The organism is Curtobacterium sp. PhB172 (assembly GCF_003752545.1).
In the GTDB taxonomy this organism is placed as follows: Bacteria; Actinomycetota; Actinomycetes; order Actinomycetales; family Microbacteriaceae; genus Curtobacterium.
In genome coordinates, this window is the sequence record NZ_RKIF01000010.1 from 243246 (window position 1) to 267773 (window position 24528).

General features: G+C 71.1%; 19 protein-coding genes and 1 tRNA gene. 13 read left to right on the forward strand and 7 right to left on the reverse strand.

The annotated features are described in order from the left end of the window. The first annotated feature begins 58 nt into the window (after positions 1-58). Both nudC and EDF42_RS15300 read left to right on the forward strand, forming a co-directional pair. Positions 59-994 carry an NAD(+) diphosphatase gene (gene nudC / locus EDF42_RS15295; RefSeq protein ID WP_123673138.1) on the forward strand — a complete coding sequence of 312 codons (936 nt, stop codon included), beginning with the start codon at positions 59-61 and terminating at the stop codon, positions 992-994. Then, positions 991-2823 (forward strand): ATP-dependent helicase, encoded by a 1833-nt coding sequence (locus EDF42_RS15300; RefSeq protein WP_260235525.1) that lies wholly within the window; start codon positions 991-993, stop codon positions 2821-2823. The genes nudC and EDF42_RS15300 overlap by 4 nt, the downstream gene beginning before the upstream one ends. On the opposite strand, the gene EDF42_RS18690 is transcribed toward EDF42_RS15300, so the two are convergent. Further along, on the reverse strand, positions 2714-3571 hold the full coding sequence (locus EDF42_RS18690; protein ID WP_148067805.1) for a hypothetical protein: 858 nt from the start codon (positions 3569-3571) through the stop codon (positions 2714-2716). The genes EDF42_RS15300 and EDF42_RS18690 overlap by 110 nt on opposite strands. 75 nt (positions 3572-3646) lie before the next feature. Next, positions 3647-5128: a zinc-dependent metalloprotease gene (locus EDF42_RS15310; RefSeq protein WP_260235526.1), complete on the reverse strand. Its 1482-nt coding sequence runs from the start codon at positions 5126-5128 to the stop codon at positions 3647-3649. 152 nt (positions 5129-5280) lie between these two features. On the opposite strand from EDF42_RS15310, the gene EDF42_RS15315 reads away from it, so the two are divergent. The 4 genes from EDF42_RS15315 to EDF42_RS15330 all read left to right on the forward strand — a co-directional run bounded on the left by EDF42_RS15315 (position 5281) and on the right by EDF42_RS15330 (position 10655). Continuing rightward, complete coding sequence (locus tag EDF42_RS15315; RefSeq protein WP_260213508.1) at positions 5281-6390, forward strand: PDZ domain-containing protein; 1110 nt, start codon at positions 5281-5283, stop codon at positions 6388-6390. 165 nt (positions 6391-6555) lie between these two features. Then, positions 6556-9522, forward strand: a complete 2967-nt coding sequence (locus EDF42_RS15320; RefSeq protein ID WP_185040984.1) for a UPF0182 family protein — start codon at positions 6556-6558, stop codon at positions 9520-9522. A gap of 63 nt (positions 9523-9585) precedes the next feature. After that, positions 9586-9662, forward strand: a tRNA-Met gene (locus EDF42_RS15325). A gap of 123 nt (positions 9663-9785) precedes the next feature. Further along, a complete protein-coding gene (locus EDF42_RS15330; protein WP_123673142.1) occupies positions 9786-10655 on the forward strand; it encodes a carbon-nitrogen hydrolase family protein in 870 nt (289 codons plus the stop codon). 54 nt (positions 10656-10709) lie between these two features. On the opposite strand, the gene EDF42_RS15335 is transcribed toward EDF42_RS15330, so the two are convergent. Then, positions 10710-11912, reverse strand: a complete 1203-nt coding sequence (locus tag EDF42_RS15335) for an aminotransferase class I/II-fold pyridoxal phosphate-dependent enzyme (protein WP_123340726.1) — start codon at positions 11910-11912, stop codon at positions 10710-10712. 191 nt (positions 11913-12103) lie between these two features. Between EDF42_RS15335 and EDF42_RS19055 the strand changes: the two genes are divergently transcribed. The 5 genes from EDF42_RS19055 (at position 12104) to EDF42_RS15360 (ending at position 18493) form a co-directional block, all read left to right on the forward strand. Next, on the forward strand, positions 12104-14200 hold the full coding sequence (locus EDF42_RS19055; protein WP_260235527.1) for a S1C family serine protease: 2097 nt from the start codon (positions 12104-12106) through the stop codon (positions 14198-14200). A gap of 183 nt (positions 14201-14383) precedes the next feature. After that, a complete protein-coding gene (locus tag EDF42_RS15345; RefSeq protein ID WP_123673144.1) occupies positions 14384-15427 on the forward strand; it encodes a glycosyltransferase family 2 protein in 1044 nt (347 codons plus the stop codon). Positions 15428-15431: 4 nt separating this feature from the next. After that, positions 15432-16253 (forward strand): CDP-alcohol phosphatidyltransferase family protein, encoded by an 822-nt coding sequence (locus EDF42_RS15350; protein WP_123673146.1) that lies wholly within the window; start codon positions 15432-15434, stop codon positions 16251-16253. Between the two features lie 56 nt (positions 16254-16309). Next, on the forward strand, positions 16310-17218 hold the full coding sequence (locus EDF42_RS15355; protein WP_123673268.1) for a glycosyltransferase family 2 protein: 909 nt from the start codon (positions 16310-16312) through the stop codon (positions 17216-17218). 42 nt (positions 17219-17260) lie between these two features. Then, entirely contained in the window at positions 17261-18493 is a 1233-nt protein-coding gene (locus EDF42_RS15360; RefSeq protein ID WP_123673148.1) for a CDP-glycerol glycerophosphotransferase family protein, read from the forward strand. A 17-nt stretch (positions 18494-18510) separates the two neighbouring features. Here EDF42_RS15360 and EDF42_RS15365 read toward each other — a convergent pair whose 3' ends face one another. From EDF42_RS15365 to EDF42_RS15380, 4 genes are all read right to left on the reverse strand, one after another. Next, positions 18511-18813, reverse strand: a complete 303-nt coding sequence (locus EDF42_RS15365; protein ID WP_111085009.1) for a hypothetical protein — start codon at positions 18811-18813, stop codon at positions 18511-18513. A gap of 116 nt (positions 18814-18929) precedes the next feature. Further along, positions 18930-19700 carry an ABC transporter ATP-binding protein gene (locus EDF42_RS15370; protein WP_123673150.1) on the reverse strand — a complete coding sequence of 257 codons (771 nt, stop codon included), beginning with the start codon at positions 19698-19700 and terminating at the stop codon, positions 18930-18932. Beyond that, positions 19700-20524: an ABC transporter permease gene (locus EDF42_RS15375; RefSeq protein ID WP_395865686.1), complete on the reverse strand. Its 825-nt coding sequence runs from the start codon at positions 20522-20524 to the stop codon at positions 19700-19702. Before EDF42_RS15375 ends, EDF42_RS15370 begins: the two co-directional genes overlap by 1 nt. Positions 20525-20568: 44 nt before the next feature. Further along, a complete protein-coding gene (locus EDF42_RS15380; protein ID WP_111085011.1) occupies positions 20569-21264 on the reverse strand; it encodes an NTP transferase domain-containing protein in 696 nt (231 codons plus the stop codon). A 298-nt stretch (positions 21265-21562) separates the two neighbouring features. Between EDF42_RS15380 and EDF42_RS15385 the strand changes: the two genes are divergently transcribed. Next, complete coding sequence (locus tag EDF42_RS15385; protein ID WP_260235528.1) at positions 21563-22918, forward strand: ABC transporter ATP-binding protein; 1356 nt, start codon at positions 21563-21565, stop codon at positions 22916-22918. Next, on the forward strand, positions 22894-24465 hold the full coding sequence (locus EDF42_RS15390; protein ID WP_123673152.1) for an ABC transporter permease: 1572 nt from the start codon (positions 22894-22896) through the stop codon (positions 24463-24465). The genes EDF42_RS15385 and EDF42_RS15390 overlap by 25 nt, the downstream gene beginning before the upstream one ends. Positions 24466-24528: the final 63 nt, after the last annotated feature.

The following is a 24528-nucleotide window of genomic DNA, read 5'->3' on the forward strand; positions in this document are numbered from 1 at the left end:
CTTGCCGCACGCCCCGCCCGCAGGCCTCGCCTGCACCCGAACCGAGGAGCCCTCTGCCGTGACCGTCGAGTTCGCCTCCCGGCTCCCGCTGTCCCGCAACGAACTCGACCGCGACGCCGAGTTCCGCACGACGCCGGACCTCGACCGGGTCCTGCGCGAGGACTCCGCGACCCGGTACCTGCCGGTGCACGGCTCGGAGATGCTCCGGAACGCCGACGGCACCCTGCGGTTCGTGACCGCGGCCGACGTGCCCGACGGCACCGTGACGCTGTACCTCGGCCGCGCCGTGTCCGACGCTGCCGACGCCCCCGCCGGCACCCGCTTCGTCGCGGCCTTCGTCGACGACGCCACCGCGTCGGCCATCGAACCGTCCGACGACGCGTGGGAGAGCCTGCGCATGTTCGGCACCGAGCTGTCCCCGCGCGACCAGGGCCTGGCTGTCGAGGCCGTGGCGATGGCGAACTGGCACGCCGTCCACGGCTTCTCGCCCCGCACCGGGTCCGCGACCGACGTCGTCACCGGCGGCTGGGTCCGCCGCGACCCCGAAGGACACGAGCACTTCCCGCGCACCGACGCCGCGATCATCGTCGGTGTCGTCGACGCCGACGACCGCATCCTGCTCGGCTCGAACGCCGCGTGGGACGCCAACCGCTACTCGCTGCTCGCCGGGTTCGTCGAACCGGGGGAGTCGCTCGAGGACGCCGTCCGCCGCGAGGTCTTCGAGGAGTCCGGCGTGCACGTCGAGGAGCCCGAGTACCTCGGCTCGCAGCCGTGGCCGTTCCCCGCGTCGCTGATGGTCGGCTTCCGTGCCCGCGCGGTGGACGGCGACCCGTCCACTGCCCGGCCCGACGGCGTCGAGATCCTCGACGTGCGCTGGTTCTCGCGCGAGGACATCCGGGAGCGTGCGGGGGAGACCCTGCTGCTGCCCGGTCGGACCTCGATCGCCCGCGCCATCATCGAGGAGTGGTACGGCGGGCCGCTGGACCTGCCGTGAGCAGCGCTGGTCGTGGGCCGGTGCCAGCTGGCGCCGGGTCGGCCGGGTCGGCCGGTTCGACCGGTTCGACCGGTTCGACCGGGTCGGCCGGTTCGGCCGGTTCGGCCGAGGTCCGTCCGCCGTCGCCCGATGAACTCCTCGCCGCTCTCGACACCGAGCAACGAACCGTCGCCCGGACCCTGCTCGGCCCCGTCGCGGTCCTGGCGGGCGCCGGCACCGGCAAGACCCGTGCGATCACCCACCGCATCGCCTACGGGGTCGCGACCGGCACCTACGCGCCGAACCACGTCCTCGCGCTGACGTTCACCACCCGCGCCGCCGGGGAACTGCGGTCGCGGCTCCGCTCGCTCGGCGCCGGCACGGTGCAGGCTCGGACCTTCCACGCCGCGGCGATGGCGCAGCTCAGCTACTTCTGGCCGGACACCGTCGGCGGGCACGCACCGAAGATCGTCGAGTCCAAGGGCCGGATGATCGCGCACGCCGCGGACACCGTCGGGATGTCGGTCGACACCCCGGTGCTGCGCGACCTGGCCGCCGAGGTCGAGTGGCGCAAGGTGCAGATGCTCTCGCTCGAGGAGTACGAGGCCGCTGCCGCCGGGCGCGTGATGCCGCGCGACACCTCACCGCGCCGGGTGATCGACCTGATGAAGGCCTACGAGCGCCTGAAGGACGACCGCCGACAGCTCGACTTCGAGGACGTCCTGCTCGCCACGCTCGGCATGGTCGAGTCGGAGCCGCGGGTGGCGTCCTACGTGCGGCAGCAGTACCGGTTCTTCGTCGTCGACGAGTACCAGGACGTCTCGCCCGTGCAGCACGACCTGCTGCGGGCCTGGCTCGGCGGCCGCGACGACCTGTGCGTCGTCGGCGACGCCAGCCAGACGATCTACTCGTTCGCCGGTGCGTCGAGCGACTACCTGCTCGGCTTCGGCTCGGAGTTCCCCCGCGGATCGGTCGTGCGACTCGAGCGGAACTACCGCTCCACCCGCGAGGTCGTGCACGCCGCCAACGCCCTGATGCGCGGGCAACCGGGCGCGCTCGACCTGGTCGCCCAGACGGACGAGTCCGGTCCCGACCCCGTCGTGGTGCCGTGCGTGCACGACGGCGACGAGGCGCAGACCATCGCCCGACGCATCGCGGAACTCGTCGCCGGCGGAGCGTCGTACGGCGACTGTGCGGTGCTGTTCCGCGTCGGCGCCCAGTCCGCGGCCCTCGAGTCCGCGCTCGGCCGCAACGGCATCCCCTACCGGGTGCAGGGCGGCACGCGCTTCTTCAACCGGCCCGAGGTGAAGCTCGCGGTGCACCACATGCGCGGCGAGGCGATCCGGCAGACCGACGACGAACTGACCCGCCGTGTCCGCCTCGTGCTGCAGGTCAGCGGGTGGACGTCGACCGCCCCCGAGGGCACCGGCGCCGTCCGCGAGCAGTGGGAAGCGCTGCAGGCGATCATGGGCCTGGCCGAGGACGCCCCCGCCGGGACGACCATGCAGCAGTTCACACAGGACCTGGTGGACCGTGCCGCGACCCACCACGAGCCCGAGGTCGACGCCGTCACCCTGGCGACCCTGCACTCGTCCAAGGGCCTCGAGTGGCCGAACGTGGTCATCGCCGGCGCCGCCGAGGGGCTCCTGCCGATCTCGCACGCCACGACGGACGCCGAGGTTGACGAAGAACGGCGCCTGTTCTACGTCGGCCTGACCCGTGCCCGGCGGACCGTGACGATCACGTGGTCGAGACAGGGTTCCACGCGTGGGGGAGCCCGTGCTCCGAGTCGGTTCCTGGCAGCGCTCGGCACGCGCACCGCGGATGGAACGGCACCGACCAGCGGCTGACGGCCAGGTCGTCGCGGTCGAACACCACCTGGTCCGGGTCGGCACGTTGCGACCGGAGCGGCAGGCGCTGCACGAGCAGCCGGGTGGTGGCCGCGGCCACCGCGGCGGACCGCCACGGTGACAGTGGCGCCGGTGGTCGTCCCCACAGCTGCGACGCGATCGCGGGCCACGCCGGGTCGTCGTCCACGCGTGCGAGCTCCGCGCACTGGAGGCACGGGCCGGCCCCCGGGACCACGAACGGCCCGAGGCGGATGCGTCCGTCGCCCACCACGACCGCCAGGTGCGGCACGCCCCTGCGGGTCCAGGCGGCGCGGAGCGCGGGGTCGACGACGTGGTCGGCGACCACCACGGCGAGCCGGGGTTCGTGCTCCGGCAGGTCGACGGGGCCGCCCCGCGGGGACGAGGTCCGAGCGACGGTCACGCCCTCGCCGGACAGGTGCGCCGCGATCGTGTCCGCCAACCCGCCGGCCCCGTGCACCTCGACCCGTTCGAGCGGTTCAGGCAGGACGTCGATCACCGCGGGGGACGCCGCCCCGAGCACGCGCGCGGCGACGTCCGGTGGGCAGCCCGAGCTGACGGCGAGGCCGCTCAGCGCCTCGCGCCCCGTCTCACGCCGCAGGGCACTGAGGAACCGTTCCTCGCCCGCGGTCGGGACGTCGACGACGGCACGAGGCGGATCGACCCCGAGCTGCACCGTCGTGGGGTCGCGCCAGACGAACTCGAGTGTCGGATCGATGCGGATGCCCATGACCCCACGGTGCCCGAGTCGGGGGCACGCGTGGGGCCGGGTGGTGGATCTGTGGAGAACTCGGCGGGGCCGGACTCAGCTGGGCTGGCCGCCGGGGCGGTCCTCGTCGGTGCCTGTTCCGTCGGAGCCGCTCTCGCCGGTGCCCGTTCCGTCGGGGCCGCTCTCGCCGGTGCCCGTTCCGTCGGTGCCCGGGGCGCCGTCGTCGATCCGGCCGGACTCGTCCTCGTGCGGACGGGCGCCGGTGGCGTCGTTGAGCAGGTCCTCGAGCGCCTTGTCGAACGCGTCGTCCTCCTCCGTCTGCGCGGGGTTCCGCAGTCGGGCGACCAGGGCGTCCGGCGCGTCGACGTCGTCGGACGTGGGGACCAGGTCGAAGTGCGACCAGAGCGCGTCACGCTGCTCGGCACCGAGCTCGTCCGTCACCCGCTGCCACATCGCGGCGGCCTCGCGCAGACGGCGGGGTCGCAGTTCGAGGCCGACGAGCGTCGCGAACGCGGACTCGGCGGGTCCTCCGGCTGCCCGGCGACGGCGGACCATCTCGGCGATGGCACCGCTCTTCGGCAGCCGGACGGTTGCGGCGGCGGTCACCGTGTCGACCCAGCCCTCGACGAGCGCGAGCATGGTCTCGAGACGTGCCAGCGCAGCGTCCTGCTCGGGCGTGCGCGGCGGGATGAGCGCACCCGAGGCGAGCGCGTCCCGCAGCTGCTCCTGGTTGGTCGGGTCGATGTCCGCGGCGAGCTCCTCGACGCGGTCGAAGGGGATGTGGATGCCCCGCGCGTAGTCGGTGATCGACGAGATGATGTGCAGTCGCAGCCACCGGGCCGAACGGAAGAGCCGTGCGTGGGCGAGTTCGCGGACCGCCAGGTAGATGCGGACCTCGTCCTCGGAGACGTCGAGCCCCTCGGCGAACTCGGCCACGTTCTGCGGCAGGAGTGCGGCCACCTGCTCGTCCAGCAGCGGGACACCGACGTCGCCGCCGGACACGACCTCCTTCGACAGCTGGCCGACCACCTGGCCGAGCTGGATGGCGAAGAGGGCCCCGCCGACGCCGCGCATCGCCTTCGAGACGTCGCCGAGCATCGCCTTGAGTTCTTCCGGAGCACGCTGGTCGATGGCCTCGGTCAGCGCATCGGCGATGCTGAACGCGACGGGCTCGGCGATCTGGGTCCACACCGGCACCGTCGCCTTCGCCCACTGCTCGCGCGTGTACAGGCTCGGCGTGGCGGTGAGCTCGGCCACGGTGGTGACCTCGTCCAGCCACAGCGCGGCGACCTGGAACGCCTGGTCGGCCGCCTGCGAGGCCACCGGGTCGACGGCGTGCCCACCCTCGCGGGCGATCGCGGTGGCGCGCTCGGCGGTCGCGGAGAAGTCGATGCCGTCGCCGCCGGACTGCGCGGCCCGCTGCAGCTGGCTCATCAGGTTCGCGACGAAGGCCGGGTCGTTCGGCAGGCCGGCTGCACCGGCGAGCTGCGACGGGTCGATCTGGCCCTCGCCCGAGAGCAGCTTGCGCAGCATCTCCTGGAAGTCGTCGTCCGGCCCCGGCTGTGGTTCATCAGGCATGCCGACTACGCTAATCGCTGCTCACGGGGCCGCACCTGGGATGCCCCCGTGGGAACGCCCGAACCGCTGCGCCGAGGGCGAACAGTCCCGCCACACGGCGCGGACGACCGCCCCGCCGTCAGGCCCGGCGACCGCCCCTGGAAGGACCCCGCGTGACCCTCTTCACCCCCGCGCCCCGTCGTCGCTCGCGTGCCAGGACCGTCGGGTGGGCGTTCGTGATCGGCGCCGTCGTGCTGGGGATCCTGGCGAGCGTGTTGCCGAGCCCGTACCTGATCGAGGTCCCCGGACCGGTCTACAACACCATCGGGACGCAGAAGCAGGGCACGGGCAAGGACGCGAAGGACGTCAAGCTGATCCAGGTCTCCGGACACGAGACCTACCCCACCGCCGGGGCGCTCGACATGCTGACGGTCGGCATCCAGGGCGACGCGACGAACCGTCCGTCGTGGACCAGCGTCGTCCGGGCGATCTTCACGAAGTCCGAGGCCGTGATCCCGGTCGAGGCGATCTACCCGACCGGCACCACCACCGAGCAGGTCAACCAGCAGGACTCCGCCGACATGCAGGCGTCGCAGCAGTCCGCCGTGGCCGCAGCACTCATCCAGCAGGGCAACGACCTGCCGACGGAGCTCGAGGTCGGCACCGTGCAGAAGGGTTCGGCTGCTGACGGCCCGATCGAGAAGGGCGACGTCATCACGGCCTTCGACGGCACCTCGCTCACGACGAACGCCGACGCCACCTCGCTGCGGGAGCTCGTCGCGAAGCACGGCACCTCGACCCCGGCCACCGTCACCATCGAGCGCGACGGTGCGACGAAGGACGTCCGGGTGACCCCGCGCGACGAGCAGGGCACCGCGCTCCTGGGCGTCGGCGTCACGGAGAAGTACGACTTCCCGTTCGACGTCTCGATCAAGCTGCAGGACGTCGGCGGCCCCTCGGCCGGCATGATGTTCGCGCTCGGGATCATCGACGAGATCACACCAGGCAAGCTGAACGGTGGCAAGCACGTCGCGGGCACGGGCACGATCACCGCCGACGGCGAGGTCGGAGCCATCGGCGGCATCCGGCAGAAGCTCTACGGGGCGCGGGAAGCGGGAGCGACGGTGTTCCTCGCCCCGGCAGACAACTGCGGCGAGGTCGTCGGGCACGTGCCGGACGGGCTCGACGTCTACAAGGTGTCGACGCTCGACCAGGCCGTCACCGACCTGCAGACCATCGCCGACGGGAAGAGCACCGCGAAGCTCGCCCGCTGCGGTTCCTGACCGGGTTCCTGAGTCCTCGCACAGTTTCACAGTCCGCCCGGTCCAATAGGATCAGTGCACTGACGGCCCGCCGCGAGCCGGGCCCGCCGGTCCGACACGTCTGGAGCACATCAAGTGACGACAACCTCGTCCACCTCGGGGCGGCGTTCGCCGCGGGTCCCGATCGTGGTCACGATCATCGTGCTGGCCGCACTGGTGATCGGCTTCTTCATCTTCGCCAGCCTGTACACCGACTACGCGTGGTTCGCGCAGCTCGGGTTCCAGCAGGTCCTCACGACGCGGTGGATCGCGGGGACCCTGATGTTCCTCGCGGGCTTCCTGGGAATGGCGATCCCGGTCTTCCTGAGCATCGGACTGGCCTTCCGGTACCGCCCGGTCTACGCGAAGCTCAACTCGCAGCTGGACCGGTACCAGCAGGTCATCGAACCACTGCGCCGCGCCGTCATGATCGGCATCCCGGTGGTGCTCGGCATCTTCGCCGGGCTGTCGACCTCGGGGCGCTGGAGCATGGTGCTCGAGTACTTCAACCGGACCCCGTTCGGCAAGACGGACCCGCAGTTCGGCCTGGACATCGGCTTCTACGTCTTCGAGCTGCCGTTCTGGCGCTCGATCGTGGCGTACTCGTCGGCCGTGGTGCTGATCGCGGGGCTCGCCGCCCTCGCTGCCTGCTACCTGTACGGCGCGCTGCGCTTCGGGGGACGTGAAGTCCGGATCTCCCGAGCAGCGCGCATCCAGCTCGCCGTCACTGCCGCGCTCTACATCGCGCTGCAGGCCGTGAGCCTGTGGCTCGACCAGTACGCGGCGCTCACCAAGTCGAACTCGCTCATCACCGGTGCCCAGTACACCGAGGTCAACGCGGTCATCCCGGGTCGCGAGATCATGGCGGGCATCGCGGCGATCGTCGCGATCCTGTTCATCGTCACCGCGGTGATCGGCCGCTGGCGCATCTCGATCGTCGGCACCGGCCTGCTGCTCGTCGCCGCGATCGTCATCGGTGGCATCTACCCCTGGATCGTCCAGCGCCTGCAGGTCAAGCCCTCGGAGCGTACGTACGAGTCCGCGTACATCGAGCGGAACATCAAGGCCACGCGTGACGCCTACGGTGTCTCCGACGTCAAGGAACAGAACTACGACGCCACGACCGAGGCCAGCTCCGGCGCCCTCGCGCAGGACGCCCAGACGACGGCGAACATCCGCCTCATCGACCCGAAGATCGTCTCCGACACCTTCAGCCAGCTCCAGCAGTACCGGCAGTACTACCAGTTCCCGGACGAGCTCGACGTCGACCGGTACGACGTCAAGGGCGAGACCGAGGACACCGTCATCGCGGTGCGCGACATCGACCTCGACGGCTTGAGCTCGGCTGCGAACACCCAGTACAACCGGGCGTTCGTGTACACCCACGGCTACGGCGTGACCGCGGCCTTCGGCAACCAGCGCGCGAGCGACGGCAAGCCGGTCTTCCTCGAGTCGGGCATCCCCTCGAACGGTGCGCTGGGTGACTTCCAGCAGCGCGTGTACTTCGGCGAGACCTCGCCGGCGTACTCGATCGTCGGCGCGCCGAAGGGGTCGAAGGACGTCGAGCTCGACTACCCGTCCGGCTCCGACGACGACAACGGCGGCAACGCCACCACGACGTACTCCGGCGACGGCGGACCGAGTTTGGGCAACTTCTTCAACCGACTCGTCTACGCGGCGAAGTTCCAGTCGGAGCAGGTCCTGCTGTCGGACGCGGTCAACAAGGACTCGCAGATCCTCTACGACCGCGACCCGATCACGCGCGTTCAGAAGGTCGCTCCGTACCTGACGGTCGACAGCGACGCCTACCCGGCGATCGTCGACCACCGCATCCAGTGGGTCGTCGACGGCTACACGACGAGCGACGCCTACCCGTACTCGCAGAGCCAGAGCCTGTCGGACAGCATCGCCGGTTCGGAGTCCTCGGCGTACCGCACCGACCAGGTCAACTACATCCGCAACTCGGTGAAGGCCACGGTCGACGCCTACACGGGCAAGGTGACCCTCTACGCGTGGGACACCAAGGACCCGGTGCTGAAGACGTGGGAGAAGATCTTCCCGACGTCGGTGAAGTCGGTGTCGAGCATGAGCGCCGAGCTGCTGGACCACGTCCGGTACCCGACGGACCTGTTCAAGGTGCAGCGGTCGATCCTCGGCACGTACCACGTGACGAACGCGAACTCGTTCTACTCGGGTGACGACGCGTGGAACACGCCACAGGAGCCCACAACCACTGGGTCGACCGACACGGATGCGAGCGCCGCGGACACGTCGACGACCACGAACGCCCTGGGCGCGCAGACGACGACCACCGCGAGCAAGGCGAACCTGCAGGATCCGTACTACCTGACGATGAAGGTGCCGGGGCAGGAGACCGCGTACAACCTGTACACGACCTACATCCCCCAGCAGTCCGCCGGGGCGAACAACCGCAACGTGCTGACCGGGTACCTGGCCGCCGACTCCGACGCGGGAGGTGCGGGCAAGGGCAAGAAGGCGTCGGGCTACGGCAAGCTCACGTTGTTGACGATGCCGAAGACCGACAACATCCCGGGCCCGGCGCAGGTGCAGAACCTGTTCAACTCGGACACCACGGTGTCGCAGGAGCTGAACATCCTGAAGCGCGGCAACTCGACGGTAAAGCAGGGCAACCTGCTCACCCTGCCGGTCGGCGGCGGCTTCCTCTACGTGCAGCCCGTGTACGTCCAGTCGACGTCGAGCGGTTCGTACCCGCTCCTGCAGAAGGTGCTCGTCGCGTTCGGCGACAAGATCGCGTTCGAGGACACCCTCGACGAGGCGCTCAACTCGCTGTTCGGCGGTGACTCGGGTGCTGCTGCCGGAGACTCCGATGCCAGTGGTTCGGGGAGCGACTCCGGTTCGGGCTCGTCCGACGCCGGCTCCGGCTCCGACTCGGGTTCCGGTTCGACCGGTGGCTCGACCGGCTCGGGCACCGTCGACAACGACGCGCTCCAGAAGGCGCTGTCCGACGCGAAGGCCGCACTGCAGGACCGTCAGGACGCCTACGCCGACAACGATCTGGTGGCCGCAGCCGAGGCCGACAAGCGCCTGCAGGACGCGATCGAGGCCGCGACCGCGGCCGAAGACGGCAGCTGACACGCCGTGGCGGGGCACACGATTTGTGCCCCGCCACGACCGTGTGTAGGCTATTCAATGTGCCGCGGGGTGGAGCAGTTCGGTAGCTCGCTGGGCTCATAACCCAGAGGTCGTAGGTTCAAATCCTGCCCCCGCAACCAAGCGTCACACGAAAGCCCCGGTCCGAAAGGACCGGGGCTTTCCTCGTTCGTGGACGCATCCCTGGACTCGTGCATGCCGGAGTGCGCCCAAGGGCGTCGGATCCCGCCGAGTACGCTCGGCGGATGGGCACCCTCACGATCGCCGCCGCGCAGTTCGCTCCCGTGGACGACCCTGCAGCCAACCTCGAGACCGTCCGGACCGCGGCAGCCGACGCCGCGGCGCGGGGAGCGGCCCTGCTCGTCACGCCGGAGTACTCGTCGTACTTCAGCGCCGACATCGACGACCGGTTCGTCGCCGCAGCGCAATCGCTGGACGGCCCGTTCGTTTCCGGGCTCCGCGACATCGCCCGCGACACCGGTGTCGCACTGATCATCGGGATCGCCGAGACGACCGACGCCGAGACGACCGACGCGGCGACCCCGGCAGGCCCCACGCGCTTCCGCAACACCCTGGTGGCGGTGCTCCCCACCGGCGAGCTCGCGGCGATCTACCGGAAGGTGCACCTCTACGACGCCTTCGGCTCGCGAGAGTCCGACCGCATCGAGTCCGGCGACCCGGAGCAGCTGCCGGTCTTCGAGTTCGAAGGCCTCCGGATCGGGCTCGAGACCTGTTACGACCTGCGCTTCCCCGAGGTCACCCGGCGGCTGGCGGCACCCGAGCACGGTGCGGCCGACGTCGTCGTGCTGCCGGCCGAGTGGGTGCGCGGCCCCGGCAAGGAGCACCACTGGCGGACCCTGCTCACCGCGCGGGCGATCGAGAACACCGTTTGGGTCGTCGGTGTCGGCCAGACGCCGCCGATCGGCATCGGCGCCTCGGTGGTGCTCGACCCCTCCGGTGTCGCCGTGGCGTCAGCCGGCTCCGCGCCTGGCACGCTCGTCGCGACCGTCGACACCGCCGTGACCGAGGCGGTCCGGCAGGTCAACCCGTCGCTGGCACTCCGCCGGTACGACGTCGCGCTGCGCGCCCGGCCTGGAGGCGCGGCTCGCCACTGACCGGCAGCTCCCGTCCGATCCGTGGTCGCGACTGCGCCGGTGGCGGGACCGGGCTCAGGACGGCGCGTGGAGGCGTGCCAGGCGGCCCGCGGCGTCCTCGAGGACGGAACGCCGCTTGCAGAACGCGAAGCGCACGAGGGACCGGTAGCCCGCGGCGTGGTCCGGCCGGACGAAGGCCGACACCGGCACGCCGACGACCCCGGCCAGGGCGGGCAGTTCGAGGCAGAAGGCCCGGGCGTCGTCGTACCCGAGCGGCGCGGTGTCGGCGATGACGAAGTACCCGCCGTCCGGGCGCATGACGTCGAAGCCCGCTGACCGAAGCCCTGAGGCGAGCAGTTCGTGCTTGGCGGCGAGTTCGGCGGCGATCCCGGCGAAGACGGCGTCGGGCAACCGCAGTCCGACGGCGACGGCCGGCTGGAACGGTGCGCCGTTGACGAAGGTCAGGTACTGCTTCACCGTCGTGATCGCGTCGACGAGCGTCGGGGGAGCGGTGAGCCAGCCGATCTTCCAGCCGGTGGTGCTGAAGGTCTTGCCCGCGCTCGAGATCGACACCGTCCGCTCGGCGGCTCCGGGCAGTGTCGCGATCGGCGTGTGCGGGACGGTGAACGTCAGGTGCTCGTAGACCTCGTCGGTGACGATGAGGGCGTCGTACCGCGTCGCGAGTTCCACGATCGTGCGCAGGACCTCGTCGGGCAGGACCCGGCCGGTCGGGTTGTGCGGCGTGTTGACGAGCACGACGCGGGTGCGGTCGGTGAACGCCGCGCGCAGGGTGTCCTCGTCCGGCAGGAAGTCCGGAGCGGTGAGGGGCACGGTGACGTGGGTGCCGCCGGCGAGCCGGACGAGTGCACCGTAGGCGTCGTAGAACGGTTCGAACGTGATGACCTCGTCGCCCGGTTCGACCAGGGCGAGGAGCGTCGCGGCGAGGGCTTCGGTGGCGCCGGCGGTGACCAGGACCTGCCGGTCGGGATCGACCTCGAGGCCGTACCACCGCTGCTGGTGTTCGGCCACGGCGGTGCGGAGGTCGGCCGTCCCGCGTCCGGGCGGGTACTGGTTGACGCCGTCCTGGACGGCGCGGACCGCGGCCTCGAGCACCTCGGCCGGGCCGTCCTGGTCGGGGAAGCCCTGCCCGAGGTTGATCGCGCCGGTGCTCGCGGCGAGGGCGCTCATCTCGGCGAAGACGGTGGGCGCGGGGACGCCGTCGGGTCCCAGGAGCATCGCTCCCTCGGCTGCTCGCAACCAGGGTCCTGCGTGCCGCATGTGGTTCCCTCCGGTGACGGCGACGACGTGTCGCGCTGAAAGGACCCCAACTTAGCTGGCCGTCCGGCGGCGATCCGGGGACGGACCCACAGCCCACGCATAAGATCGGCAGAGGATGCTTCCAGCGTCGCCAGAAGCACCGCTCAGGTGGTTGCGACAGACTGCACGAGCTTGAAAGGAGCACGTCCAGCATGACCGACACCACGCCCAACGGGCAGGGCGACGACCGCCGTCCGGACGATGCGGCATCGCCTGCCGCCAGTGAGGACGCCGCCGCAGCGGCCACGAAGGGGACCACGTCGATGCCGAACGACTCCGAGCAGTTCAACGACGCCGAGCAGCCCGACAACGCCGAGCGGTCCGCCGACTCCGCGCAGCACGCGGCTCCGTCCGACGACGCCACGAGCGCCGACCACACCGACGTGATCCCGTCGGCGACCGACCACCCCACGGACCGCTACACGGCCCCGTACCCGACGCTCTCGGGCGACCAGCAGCGCGATGCCGGCCAGCAGCGCGATGCCGGCCAGCAGCGCGATGCCGGCCAGCAGCGCGATGCCGGCCAGCAGCGCGATGCCGGCCAGCAGCCGGCCGGGTACGGCCAGCAGACCTCCCCGTACGGGCAGGCGTCCCAGTCCGGCCAGCAGCCCGCCGCCGACCAGACGAGCCAGTACGGGCAGGCCCAGGCGAGCCAGTACGGGCAGGCCCAGCAGCCGCAGTACGGGCAGGCCCAGCAGAGCCCGTACGGCCAGCAGCCCCAGTACGGCCAGAACCAGCAGTCCCAGTACGGTCAGCAGTCGCAGTACGGCCAGCAGGGCCAGTACGGCCAGCAGAGCCAGTACGGCCAGGCCCAGCAGCCGCAGTACGGCCAGCAGCCGACCGCGGGCCAGCCGCGGTACGGCGAGTACGCCCAGCCGGCCTCCGCCGCTGCCCCCGCGTCCTCGTCGGAGTACGCGACGGCGTCGGCGCAGGCGCCGCAGTCCGCCACGAGCGCCTTCGGCGACGTGGACGGCGCGAACCAGCGCAACGGCCACTACTTCGCCGACGGAACGGCGGGTGCAGCGGCCACCACGACCACCACCCGCTCCGGGCGCAGCAAGCTCGTCCTGCCGATCATCGCCGGACTGGTCGTCGCGGGTCTGGTCGGCGGCGGCGCCGGGTGGCTCGCCGGGTCGTCGCAGGGCGGCACCGTCACGTCGTCGTCCGGTTCGTCGCAGGGCGGCAACCTCACGGTCAACGACTACGACTCCGCGACCGTCGTCACCGCGGTCGCTGCTCAGGCGACGCCGTCGGTCGTGACGATCAACGTCTCGTCCAGCAACGAGGCCGGCACCGGTTCGGGCGTCGTGATGAGCAAGGACGGCTACATCGTCACGAACACCCACGTGGTGACGCTCGACGGCGACAGCTCGAACGGTTCGATCACCGTGACGACCTCGAACGGCAAGATCTACGAGGGCAAGCTCATCGGCACCGACCCGACGGTGGACCTCGCGGTCATCAAGATCGACGCGACCGACCTCAAGCCGATGGAGTTCGCCGACTCCACGAAGCTCAACGTCGGTGACACCGCGGTCGCGATCGGTGCGCCCCTGGGCCTGTCGAACACGGTCACGGACGGCATCGTCTCGACCCTGAACCGCAGCATCCAGGTCACGTCGAGCGCTCCCAGCGAGGGCGGCGACTCGAACGAGGGCGGCAACGGCGGCAGCGGCCCGTTCGACTTCTGGGGCAACGGCGACAACGGCAGCAGTTCGTCCGCGAACACCACGGTCTCGCTGCCCGTCATCCAGACCGACGCATCGATCAACCCGGGCAACTCCGGTGGCGCCCTGCTCGACGCGAAGGGCAAGCTGATCGGCATCAACGTGGCCATCGCCTCGGCCGGCAGCTCGTCGTCGTCGGACTCGGCGGCCGGCAGCATCGGCGTGGGCTTCTCGATCCCGTCGAACCTGGTGAAGCGCGTCGCGAACGAGATCAAGGACAAGGGCTCGGCCACGCACGGCCTGCTCGGTGCCACCGTCGGCGACGCCTCGGAGAACGCGAGCGCGACCCAGATGGGTGCGCTCATCAAGTCGGTCTCGTCCGGCGGTGCGGCGGCGAAGGCCGGTCTGCAGAAGGGTGACGTCGTCACGAAGATCGGTTCGGCGACCGTCTCGGACGCCACCGACCTGACGGCACAGGTCCGGTACTTCGCGGGCGGCGCGTCGACGACGATCAGCTACCTCCGGAACGGGCAGTCCCGCGAGGCGGACGTGACCCTGGGCACGTACGACAGCAAGGGCTGACGCCACCACGGACAAGACGGGAGGCCCGGTGCACGACGTGCGCCGGGCCTCCCGTCCGTCTGCGGGTCGCGTCGCGGGCGCCCCGCAGGTTCCGGGTTCGGGTCTTGATAGGCTCATGGTCGCTCTGCGGGGCGGCACCGCCCCGGTGCGTCCCGTGCACCCAGCCAGCACCCCGAGGTACGCATGCAGACAGACGGACAGCCCCTGCCGGGCGTCTCGTACGTGATGCCCGTGCTCAACGAGGTCACCGAGGTCCGCGCTGCGGTCGCCAGCCTGCTCGATCAGGACTACGCCGGCGTGTTCGAGGTCATCCTCGCGCTCGGGCCGTCGATCGACGGCACGAACGAGCTCGTCGCCGAGATGAGCGCCGCCGATCCCCGCATCCGGGCGATCGACAACCCGGCCGGGTCCACGCCGGCCGGACTGAACGTCGCGATCACGGCGTCGGTGCACCCCGTCGTGGTCCGCGTCGACGCGCACTCGGTGCTGCCCCCGGACTACACGCGCATCGCCGTCCGGACCCTGCTCGAGTCCGGTGCGGACAACGTCGGTGGCATCATGCGCGCCGAGGGCCGCAGCCCGTTCGAGCGGGCCGTCGCGCTGGCGTACGGCAGCCGCGTCGGACTCGGCGGCACCCCGCACCACGTCGGTGGGACCGCCGGCCCCGCCGAGACCGCGTACCTCGGCGTCTTCCGCCGCGACCGCCTGTTCGAGGTCGGCCTGTTCGACGAGGGCATCAAGCGCGGCCAGGACTGGGAGCTCAACCGACGCCTGCGCCAGACCGGCGGCACCGTGTGGTTCACGCCCGAGCTGGTCGTCACGTACCGCCCGCGACCGAGCCTGAAGCGCCTGGTGCGGCAGTTCGTCGCCACCGGATTGTGGCGGGGCGAGCTCGCCCGTCGGTTCCCCGCGAACAACGGCCTGCGGTACTTCGTGCCGCCGGCGATGGTCGCCGCCATGGCCGTCGGGATCCTCGCCGGCGTCGTCGGTGTCGTCGGCGCAGCCCTCGGCAGCCCGGTCGCCTGGGCGCTCCTCGGGTTCGCCGTGCCCGCCGTGTACCTGCTCTTCGTCGTCCTCGGGTCGGTCGCCGTCGCGCGCCGGTCCGGGGTGGCGACCTTCCTCTGGTTGCTCGTGGTGCTGCCCTGCATCCACGTGGGATGGGGGCTCGGTTTCATCATCGGGTTCCTCACCCGTACCTCTGAGCTGACCACCCACACCGGACGGTGACCCCATGACCGACCACGCCACCCACGGCCGCGGATCTGCACGCCCGACGTCGATCGCCGAGCTGCGGGCCGTCGCCCAGCCGGACGAGGTCCGCGCCCGCGCCAATGCCGAGCACTGGACGGCGTCGTTGTACCTGCGCGACGTCTCGCCGTACCTGACCTGGGTGCTGCTGAAGACCCGCGTCAGCGCCAACCAGGTGACCGGCCTGATGATCCTGGTCGGGTGGAGCATCGCCGCGGCCCTGCTCATCCCCGGCATCTGGGGCGCAGCGCTCGCCCTGGTGCTCGGACAGCTGCAGATGCTCGTGGACTGCTGCGACGGCGAGGTCGCACGGTGGCGTGGCACCCGCTCGCCCGCCGGGGTGTTCCTGGACAAGGTCGGGCACTACACGACCGAGGGACTGATCCCGGTCGCGCTGGGCATCCGGGCCGCCACATGGCCGATCCACGGTGCCGACTGGATGTGGACCACGATCGGCTGCGCACTCGGCCTGGTCATCGTGCTGAACAAGGCCCTCAACGACATGGTGCACGTCGCCCGGGCGAACGCGGGGCTCGACAAGCTCGTCGACCGACGCGACGCCTCGACCGCGCCGTCCGGCCGGAAGCTCGCCTCGCTCCGCCGCCTGGCCCGCTTCCTGCCGTTCCACCGCCTGTACCACTCGGTCGAGCTGAGCATGCTCGCGTTCCTGTTCGCGCTCATCGGACTGGTGATCGGCGACACGCTCGCCAGCCGGATCCTGGTCGGGGCGCTGCTGCCGCTGGCCGTGCTGGCGGCCGTCGGACACTTCCTGGCGATCATCGCGTCCAAGCGGGTCAAGGCGTGACCGACGACGCGGTGACCGACGACGCGGTGGCCGACGACACGGTGACCGATGGCACCGTGACCCCGAGCACCGTCCGCCGCCACGCGGTCGCGCACCCGAAGCGACCCCGAGTCGCCGTCGTGAGCCTGTCGCAGGGCACCCGGCCCGACGACCTGCGCCGTGGGCTCGACAGCGTGCTCGCGCAGCAGGGCGTCGAACTCGACGTGGTCTGCGTCGGCAACGGCTGGGAGCCGACCGGCCTGCCCGACGGAGTGCGGACGCTGGCGCTGCCGGAGAACCTCGGGATCCCGGCCGGCCGCAACGCCGGTGCCGAGGTCGTCGACGGGGACTACGTGTTCTTCCTGGACGACGACGCCTCGATCCCCTCGGTGACGTTCCTGCAGGACGCCGTCGGCCGCTTCGAACGCGACCCGTCGCTCGGCCTGGTCCAGCCCCGCGTGGTCGACCCGACCGGCGCCGCGAACCCACGGCGCTGGGTACCGCGCATCCGCAAGGGCGAGCCGGACCACTCGTCGCCGGTGTTCTCGGTGTGGGAGGGCGCCGCCGTGCTGCCGATGGACGTGTACCGGGTGGTCGGGGGCTGGGGCGCGGAGTACTTCTACGCGCACGAGGGCATCGAACTCGCGTGGCGCGTGTGGGACGCCGGTCGACGTGCCTGGTACGCCGGCGACCTGGTCGCCCACCACCCGGCCATCGACCCGGCGCGGCACACCGAGTACTACCGCCTGAACGCCCGCAACCGGGTGTGGCTGGCCCGACGGAACCTGCCAGCACCGCTCCGGCCGCTCTACGTCGGCTCGTGGGCCGCGATCCAGACCGCGCGCTGGTGGCGACACCCGCGGCGCCTGACGACGTGGTTCGCCGGCATCCGCGAAGGATGGACCACCGACTGCGGACCGGCCCGACCGATGAGCTGGCTGACCGTCGCCCGGATGACGCTCGCTGGGCGCCCGCCCGTCGTCTGACCACCCCGAACCCCACCGCCACCGCAGAACGGGAGACAGTCCATGCCGATCACCAGTGACGTGCGGACCGCCGTGCGCCTGGCCCAGCGCCTGCTCGCCTCGCGCCGGAGCCGCCGGGCGCTCGCCCGTCGCCTGCCCTCGGTCGCGGTGCCGGCGCCCGGCACGATCGAGATCGCGGTGTACTTCGCCGACGGCCCCGTGAACATGTACCAGGTGCGCCAGTGGTACGCGCCGCTCGCTGAACTGGCGAAGACGCACCCGGTCGCGATCATCGCGCGCAGCCCGGGCACGATGACCACGCTCATCGACGAGTCGCCCGTCCCCGCCGTGTACGCCCGTCAGGTCGTCGACCTGGAGCAGTTCGTCGAGACCCAGGCGCCGAAGGTGGTGCTCTACGTCAACCAGAACGCCCGCAACTTCCAGATGATGCGGTACGGGCGTATGTGGCACGTCTTCGTCAACCACGGCGAGAGCGACAAGATGTACATGACGACGAACCAGTTCAAGGCGTACGACTACGCGTTGATCGCCGGGGACGCCGCGCGTGGCCGGCTCGCCGAGGCGCTGTGGGACTACGACCTCGACGCCAGGACCATCGCGATCGGCCGCCCGCAGGCCGACCACTTCGCCGGCGCGGCACCGTACCCCGCCGACGACCGGACCGTCGTGCTGTACGCACCGACGTGGGAGGGCGACCGCGGCGCCGCGGCGTACGGCTCGATCGCGTCCCACGGCACCACCATCGCCGAGCAGGTGCTCGCGTCGCCCCACCACCGCCTGGTGTACCGCCCGCACCCGCGGAGCGGTGTGCTCGACCCGGCGTACCGAACGGCGCACGAGCGGATCGTCGCGGCGATCACGGCGGCGAACGCGGCCGACCCCGCCGCGCACCACGTCCACGACGAGGGCGGCGAGCTCGGCTGGCAGCTGGCCGACGCAGACGTGGCGATCACCGACATCAGCGCGATGATCTACGACCGCCTGGCGGTCGGGAAGCCCCTGATCGTGACCCGCCCGGTGTCGCCGGAGGCCGACGTGGACGAACGCGGCTACCTGAGCGATGCCAACTGGCTGACCGCGGCCGATGCGCCGTCGGTGCTCGCGCGGATCGACGCCGCCGTGGGGGACGCAGCCGAGCTCGCCAAGCTGCAGCAGTGGGTGGCGCGCTACTTCGGCGACACCACGCCCGGTGCCGCGACGGCCAGGTTCCACGCTGCCGTCGAGTGGCTGCTGGAGCGTTGGCGCACCGTCGCTGCCGAGCGCGGCGAACGCTGAGCCGCGTCCGGAGTCGGTCACGGGTGCAGCCCCTGACCGACCAGTGACATCCGCCACACGTACTCGGAGCGGTCCGGACGGCGCCAGCGGACGATCACGACGCCGGTGTCCTGCGGATCCGCGCCGAACACGGCGACGGACAGACGTCGACCCGGTTCGAGCCGGTGCACCGCCAGCGGCGGGCTGTAGCCGTTGCCGAGGTGGGTGAGGGTCAGGCCGTCGACCGGTTCGTCCCCGGTGTTGACGAGGTCGTACCGGCGCGGGGCCTGCGAGCGGTCGATGGTGAACGGGACGGCGTACGCGGGTGCTGGGTGGTGCATGGGGGGAACGTTAGGGGGAGGGTCCGACGGTGGGGCCCCGGCGCAGCACCCGGGAACCCGTTGCTGTGGAGGGGGCACCGTGGTGCCCTGGTTGTGGAGGGGGAGTACCCGACCGGTCAGACGCCGTAGTCGGCGGAGTACTGCGCCAGCGCTTCCTCGATGGTGCCGTCGAGCTGCAGCCGGCCCTTGTCGAGGTACAGACCACGGTCGCAGAACCGGCGCAGGTCCTTGTCGCTGTGGGACACGAAGAAGAGCGTCCGACCGCCGGCCAGGAGCTCCTCGATCCGCTTGTAGCACTTCTCGCGGAAGGCCTTGTCGCCGACGGCGAGGACCTCGTCCACCAGGATGACGGGCTCGTCGAGCCGCGAGATCACCGCGAACGCGATGCGCACCTTCATGCCGCTCGACAGGTGCTTGTACGGGGTGTCGACGAAGTCCGCGATCTCGGCGAAGTCGATGATCTCGTCGAAGGCGCCACGGATCTCGGCGCGCGACATGCCGTGCAGGCCGGCGGTCAGGTAGACGTTGTCGCGGACGGACAGGTCGCCGACGAACCCACCGGTGATCTCGATGAGCGGCGCGACGCCGGCCCCGACGTCGATCCGGCCCTCGTCCGGCAGCATCACCTGCGCCACGAGCTTCAGGAGCGTGGACTTGCCCTGACCGTTCCGACCGACGACGCCGATCGCCTCGCCCGGACGGACGTCGAACGACACGTTGCGGAGCGCCCAGAACTCGTCGGCACGCTTGCGGCGGCCGCGTCCGGCGAAGAGGTCCTTGAAGTTGCGGCTCGCCCGTCGGTTGCGCTTGAAGCAGATGCCGGCGTCGCGCACGGAGATCACCGGCGCGACGGTCTCGGTGCGTCGGGTCTGGTCGGTGGCGGTCATCACAGCTCCTTCAGCACGCGGTGCTCACTGCGTCGGAACACCGCGAAGCCGATGACCAGGACGATGCCCGTGATGACCACCGACGCCCCGACCTCGAGCCAGTCGAGCTGGCTCGGGAAGAACGCGGCGCGGTACATCCCGAAGATGCCGGTGAGCGGGTTGACCGCGGCGATGGGGCGCAGGGCGTCGGGCAGCGCGTGCGTGCCGTAGATGATCGGCGATGCGTAGAACAGGAAGCGCAGGACGAGCTTGGTCGCCCGCTCGAGGTCGCGGAAGAAGACGACGAGCGGCGCGACGATCAGGCCGAGGCCGTACACCAGCGCGCACTGCAGCACGATCGCCAGCGGGAAGAAGACGACCTGCCAGTGCAGGTGCGCACCCGTCGCGATCGCGAAGGCCGCCAGCACCGGCAGGCTCAGCAGGAACTCGATGCCCTTCGACGCGTCGATCCGCGCGACCCAGATGGTGCGGGGGATCGTCGTCGAGCGGATGAGCTTCGACTCCTTGAGGAACGCCCGGGTGGAGTCCGAGACGCCCCCGGTGAACCACATCCACGGCAGCAGCGCGGAGAGCAGGAAGACGATGTACGGGTCTTCACCGACCGAGCCGCGGTGGAACACCTGGGTGAAGACGAACCAGTAGATCGCCGACATCACGAGCGGGTCGAGGATCGACCAGACGTACCCGAGCGCCGACGTCGAGTACCGGACCCGGAGGTCACGGACGGTCAGCAGCCAGAGGGCATGACGATAGCGCCGACCGGCGCTCCGGGTCGCCGCTGGTGCGGCAGCCGCGGGCACGGTCGGCGCGCTCGCTGTGGTCACGGTTTCCCTTCGGGCGGAACCGCCGAAGGGGTCCTGACGGAGGTTCAGGCGAACAGGTTGTTCGCGCGCTCGAGGTCCTCGGCGAAGTCGATCTCGACCGCGTACAGGTCGGAGATGTCGATCGGGGACCAGCGTAGCCCGTCCTCGGCGATGGCAGCCTCGATGCCGCCCTCGAAGTACTCCTGGTCGTCGACGCGACCGAGCTGGCGGATGAGGGCCTGCTTGTCGTTCGCCGACACGTAGTTGATGCCGACGGCTTCGCCGAGCCCGCCGACGACCTGCTTGGAGAGCTTGTGGATGAAGCCCTCGGCGTCGACGGTGTACTTGACCTCTTCGTCGGAGACCTTGTCGGTGTTGACGCTGACGAACGAGTGGTCCTCGTCGATCATGTCGGCCGCACGGACGAGCGCCATCGGGTCGAAGACCACGTCGCCGTTCATCCAGAGGACACCGCTCTTGCCGGTCGCCTTGAGGGCGCGCAGCAGGCTCTTCGAGGTGTTGGTGGAGTCGTAGGACTCGTTGTAGACGAAGGACGCGTCGGGGAAGGCCTCGACGATGTGCTCCGACTTGTAGCCGACGACGATCGTCACGCGGGCGCTCGAACCGAACGCGGCGCGGATGTTGTCGAACTGCTGCTGCATGATGGTGCGGCCGTCACTGAGCTCCGTGAGTGGCTTCGGCAGGCTGCGGCCGAGCCGGCTGCCCATCCCCGCTGCGAGGATCACGATCTGCGTGGTCATGCTGGTCCCTTCTGGTGTCCGCCCGCGCGCCCTGGGGCACGGGCGGGCCTCGTCGAGTCTGCTCGCGGAACGTCCGAGTTCGCCGAGAACCGGACGCCGCTGGCCACGGGGGCCGGCTGCTGCGCGGTGTCGGAGAGCCCGCCGGAGCAGGTTTCCAAGTGGTGAACACTCCTTCGTGCCCTGGTGAATGATACGGAAACACCCGCTCAAGGGGTAGGTCTGCCGCGCTTCGTACTCATTTCGTGACACTGGAGCGGGCGGTTCCCCGCTGTCCGGAGACCGTTGGTACGGTTGGGCGATGGCCGCCAGAGCAGAGAACGAGGACGTGTACGCCACGACCGACGCTGCCTGGATGACCGAAGCGAGTGACACCGACGAGCAGGACGCCGACGAGCGTGCCGCCGACCGGGTGGACGCCGCGGCGGGGGACGACGCCGACGACGACGACATGGGGGAACCGGATGCGCGCGACGCCTCCGTTGATGACGAGATGACCGACGACACCACGGCCGCCGACACCACGGCCGCCGACACCGATCCGGTCACCGAGCCGCAGTCGGACGCAGCGCCCGGTACCGCAGCGCCCGGTACCGCAGCGCCCGGTCCCGCGGCACGTGCCGCGGCAGCGGCCCCGACGACGACCACCGGCGCCCGACCCGCCAAGGCGCGCACCACGAAGCAACGCACCAAGCGACCGGCGAAGGCTGCCGGCACGTCCGGCACCGTGCCTCCCGGCCCCACGGCGAGCGACGCGACGTCCGCGACGGACGCGACCGCGCACACGGCCCAGGGCGCACCGGAGGCGGACGCACCGGAGACCGACACCGCGTCGAGCCCCGCCGCGAAGCAGCGTGCCCCCCGGGCCACGGCGCCCAAGGCCCCGCAGAAGCTGCAGCCCGTCGTGCTCGCCGCCGACGGCCTCGTCAAGCGGTACGGACAGACCCTCGCCGTCGACGAGGTCGACCTCGAGATCCGCCAGGGCTCGATCTTCGGCGTGGTCGGCCCCAACGGCGCCGGCAAGACGACCACCCTGTCGATGATCACCGGTCTGCTGCGTCCCGACGCCGGATCCGTGACGGTCCTCGACCACGACGTCTGGGCCGACCCCACGGCCGCCAAGCGCAGCCTCGGCGTGTTGCCGGACCGCCTGCGGCTGTTCGACCGCCTCACCGGTGCGCAGCTGCTCTACTACTCGGCCACCCTGCGCGGCCTCGACGGTGCCACGGCCCGTGAGCGCAGCACCGACCTGGCCGAGGCGTTCGGGCTCGGCGAGGCGCTCGGTCGCCAGGTCGCCGACTACTCGGTGGGCATGGCGAAGAAGATCGCCCTGGCCGCCACGCTCATCCACTCGCCGCGGGTCCTCGTGCTCGACGAACCGTTCGAGTCGGTCGACCCCGTGAGCGCTGCGACCATCACCGACATCCTGCGCCGCTACACGCGCGGGGGTGGCACCGTCGTGCTCTCCAGCCACTCCATGGAGCTCGTGCAGCGCACCTGCGACTCCGTCGCCATCATCGTCGGCGGCAAGGTCCTCGCCTCGGGGACCATGGCCCAGGTGCGCGGTCGCAAGAGCCTCGAGGACAAGTTCGTCGAACTCGCGGGCGGCCGCGTCGTGGCAGAGAGCATGGAATGGTTGCACAGCTTCTCCGGCTGAGGGCCGACCTGCTCGCGGGCGAGGTCCGCGGCAGCGCCCGCCGGTCCGTGTTCGTCGTGCTCGGCAGCCTCGTCGGGCTCCTCGCCGCCGTGTTCGTCGCGACGCAGACGGTCGCGCTGCGCTCCGCCGACCCCGACACGGCCCGCGCGGTCACCGTGCCGGTCGGCACGCTCATCGCGTTCGCGTTCACCGTCGTCCCGCTCGTCGTCGGACGGAGTGACCAGCTCGACCCGCGGCGCTTCGCGGTGTTCGGCATCGGCCGTCGCGGGCTCGCGATCGGCCTCGTCGTCGCAGGCCTGATCGGCGTCCCGGTGATCGGGGTCGTCGTCGTGGCCGTCGCCCAGTCGATCGCCTGGGCGCGTGACGCCGGCACCGGTGTGCTCGCGGTGATCGGCGGCCTGCTCGCGATCGCCACCTGCGCGCTCCTGGTCCGCGTGTGCTGCACCGTCGGCTCGCGGCTGATCGGTCCGCACCGGTCCCGCGACGCCGGGTGGCTCGTCGCGCTCGTGATCATCGTGCTCGCGATCCCGGCGGTCTCGCTGCTGCTCCGCGTCCATTGGCTCGACCCCGAGGGCACCGAGATGCAACGCGTCGCGGACGTCGCGGGGTGGACGCCGTGGGGCGCCGCCTGGGCCGTGCCCGCCGAGGTCGCCAGCGGCCACGTCGGCACCGGGTTCCTCAAGCTGCTCGTCGCGATCGCCGTCGTCGCCCTGCTGACCTGGGCGTGGTGGGCACTCGTCGGTCGGGCGCTCGACACCGTCGACGGTCGCACCCGGACCCGGCGCTACCAGGGGCTCGGCTGGTTCGACCGGCTCGGCTCGACGCCGGTCGCCGCCGTCGCCGCCCGCGCCCTGACCTACTGGGTGCGCGACCCGCGGTACCGCACCTCGTACCTGATCATCCTGTTCGTCCCGCTCGTCGTCATCCCGCTCGGGGTCGCCGGGGTGCCGTGGCACTGGACCGCGCTCGTGCCGTTGCCGCTCATGGCGCTGATCGCCGGGTTCCTGCCGCACAACGACGTCTCGTACGACAACACCGCGGTGTGGCTGCACGTCGCCTCCGGGGCTCCCGGGTGGAGCGACCGTCTCGGCCGTGTCGTCCCGGTGCTCGTCGTCGGTGCGCCGGCGATCGTGGCCGGCTCGGCGGTGTCCGCCTGGTTGTTCGACGACTGGACGGTGTTCCCGCTGCTGATCGGCGTGAGCGCCAGTGCCCTGCTGTCCGGACTCGGGCTGTCGAGCGTCGTGTCCGTCCTGCTGCCCTACCCGACCGTGCGGCCGGGTGACCACCCGTTCCAGCAGCCACAGGCCGCGGGAGTGACGGCGACGGTCGCGCAGTCGATGATGGTGATCGGCATCGTGCTCTGCACCGTCCCGGCGGCGTGGCTCGCGGTGCTGGCCTTCGTCCGCGGCGCCGAGCCGTGGTCGATGCTGACGCTCGCGGTGGGCATCGGGATCGGCGTGGTCGTGCTCGTCATCGGGATCTTCGCGGGCGGGCGGCTGTTCGACCGGCGCGGCCCGGACCTGCTGGCCGCGGCGCAGCGCAACTAGCGTTCCGGAACGAGCGCGAGGTGCGCAGACCAACGTGCGCAGACCAACGTGCGCAGACCGTCG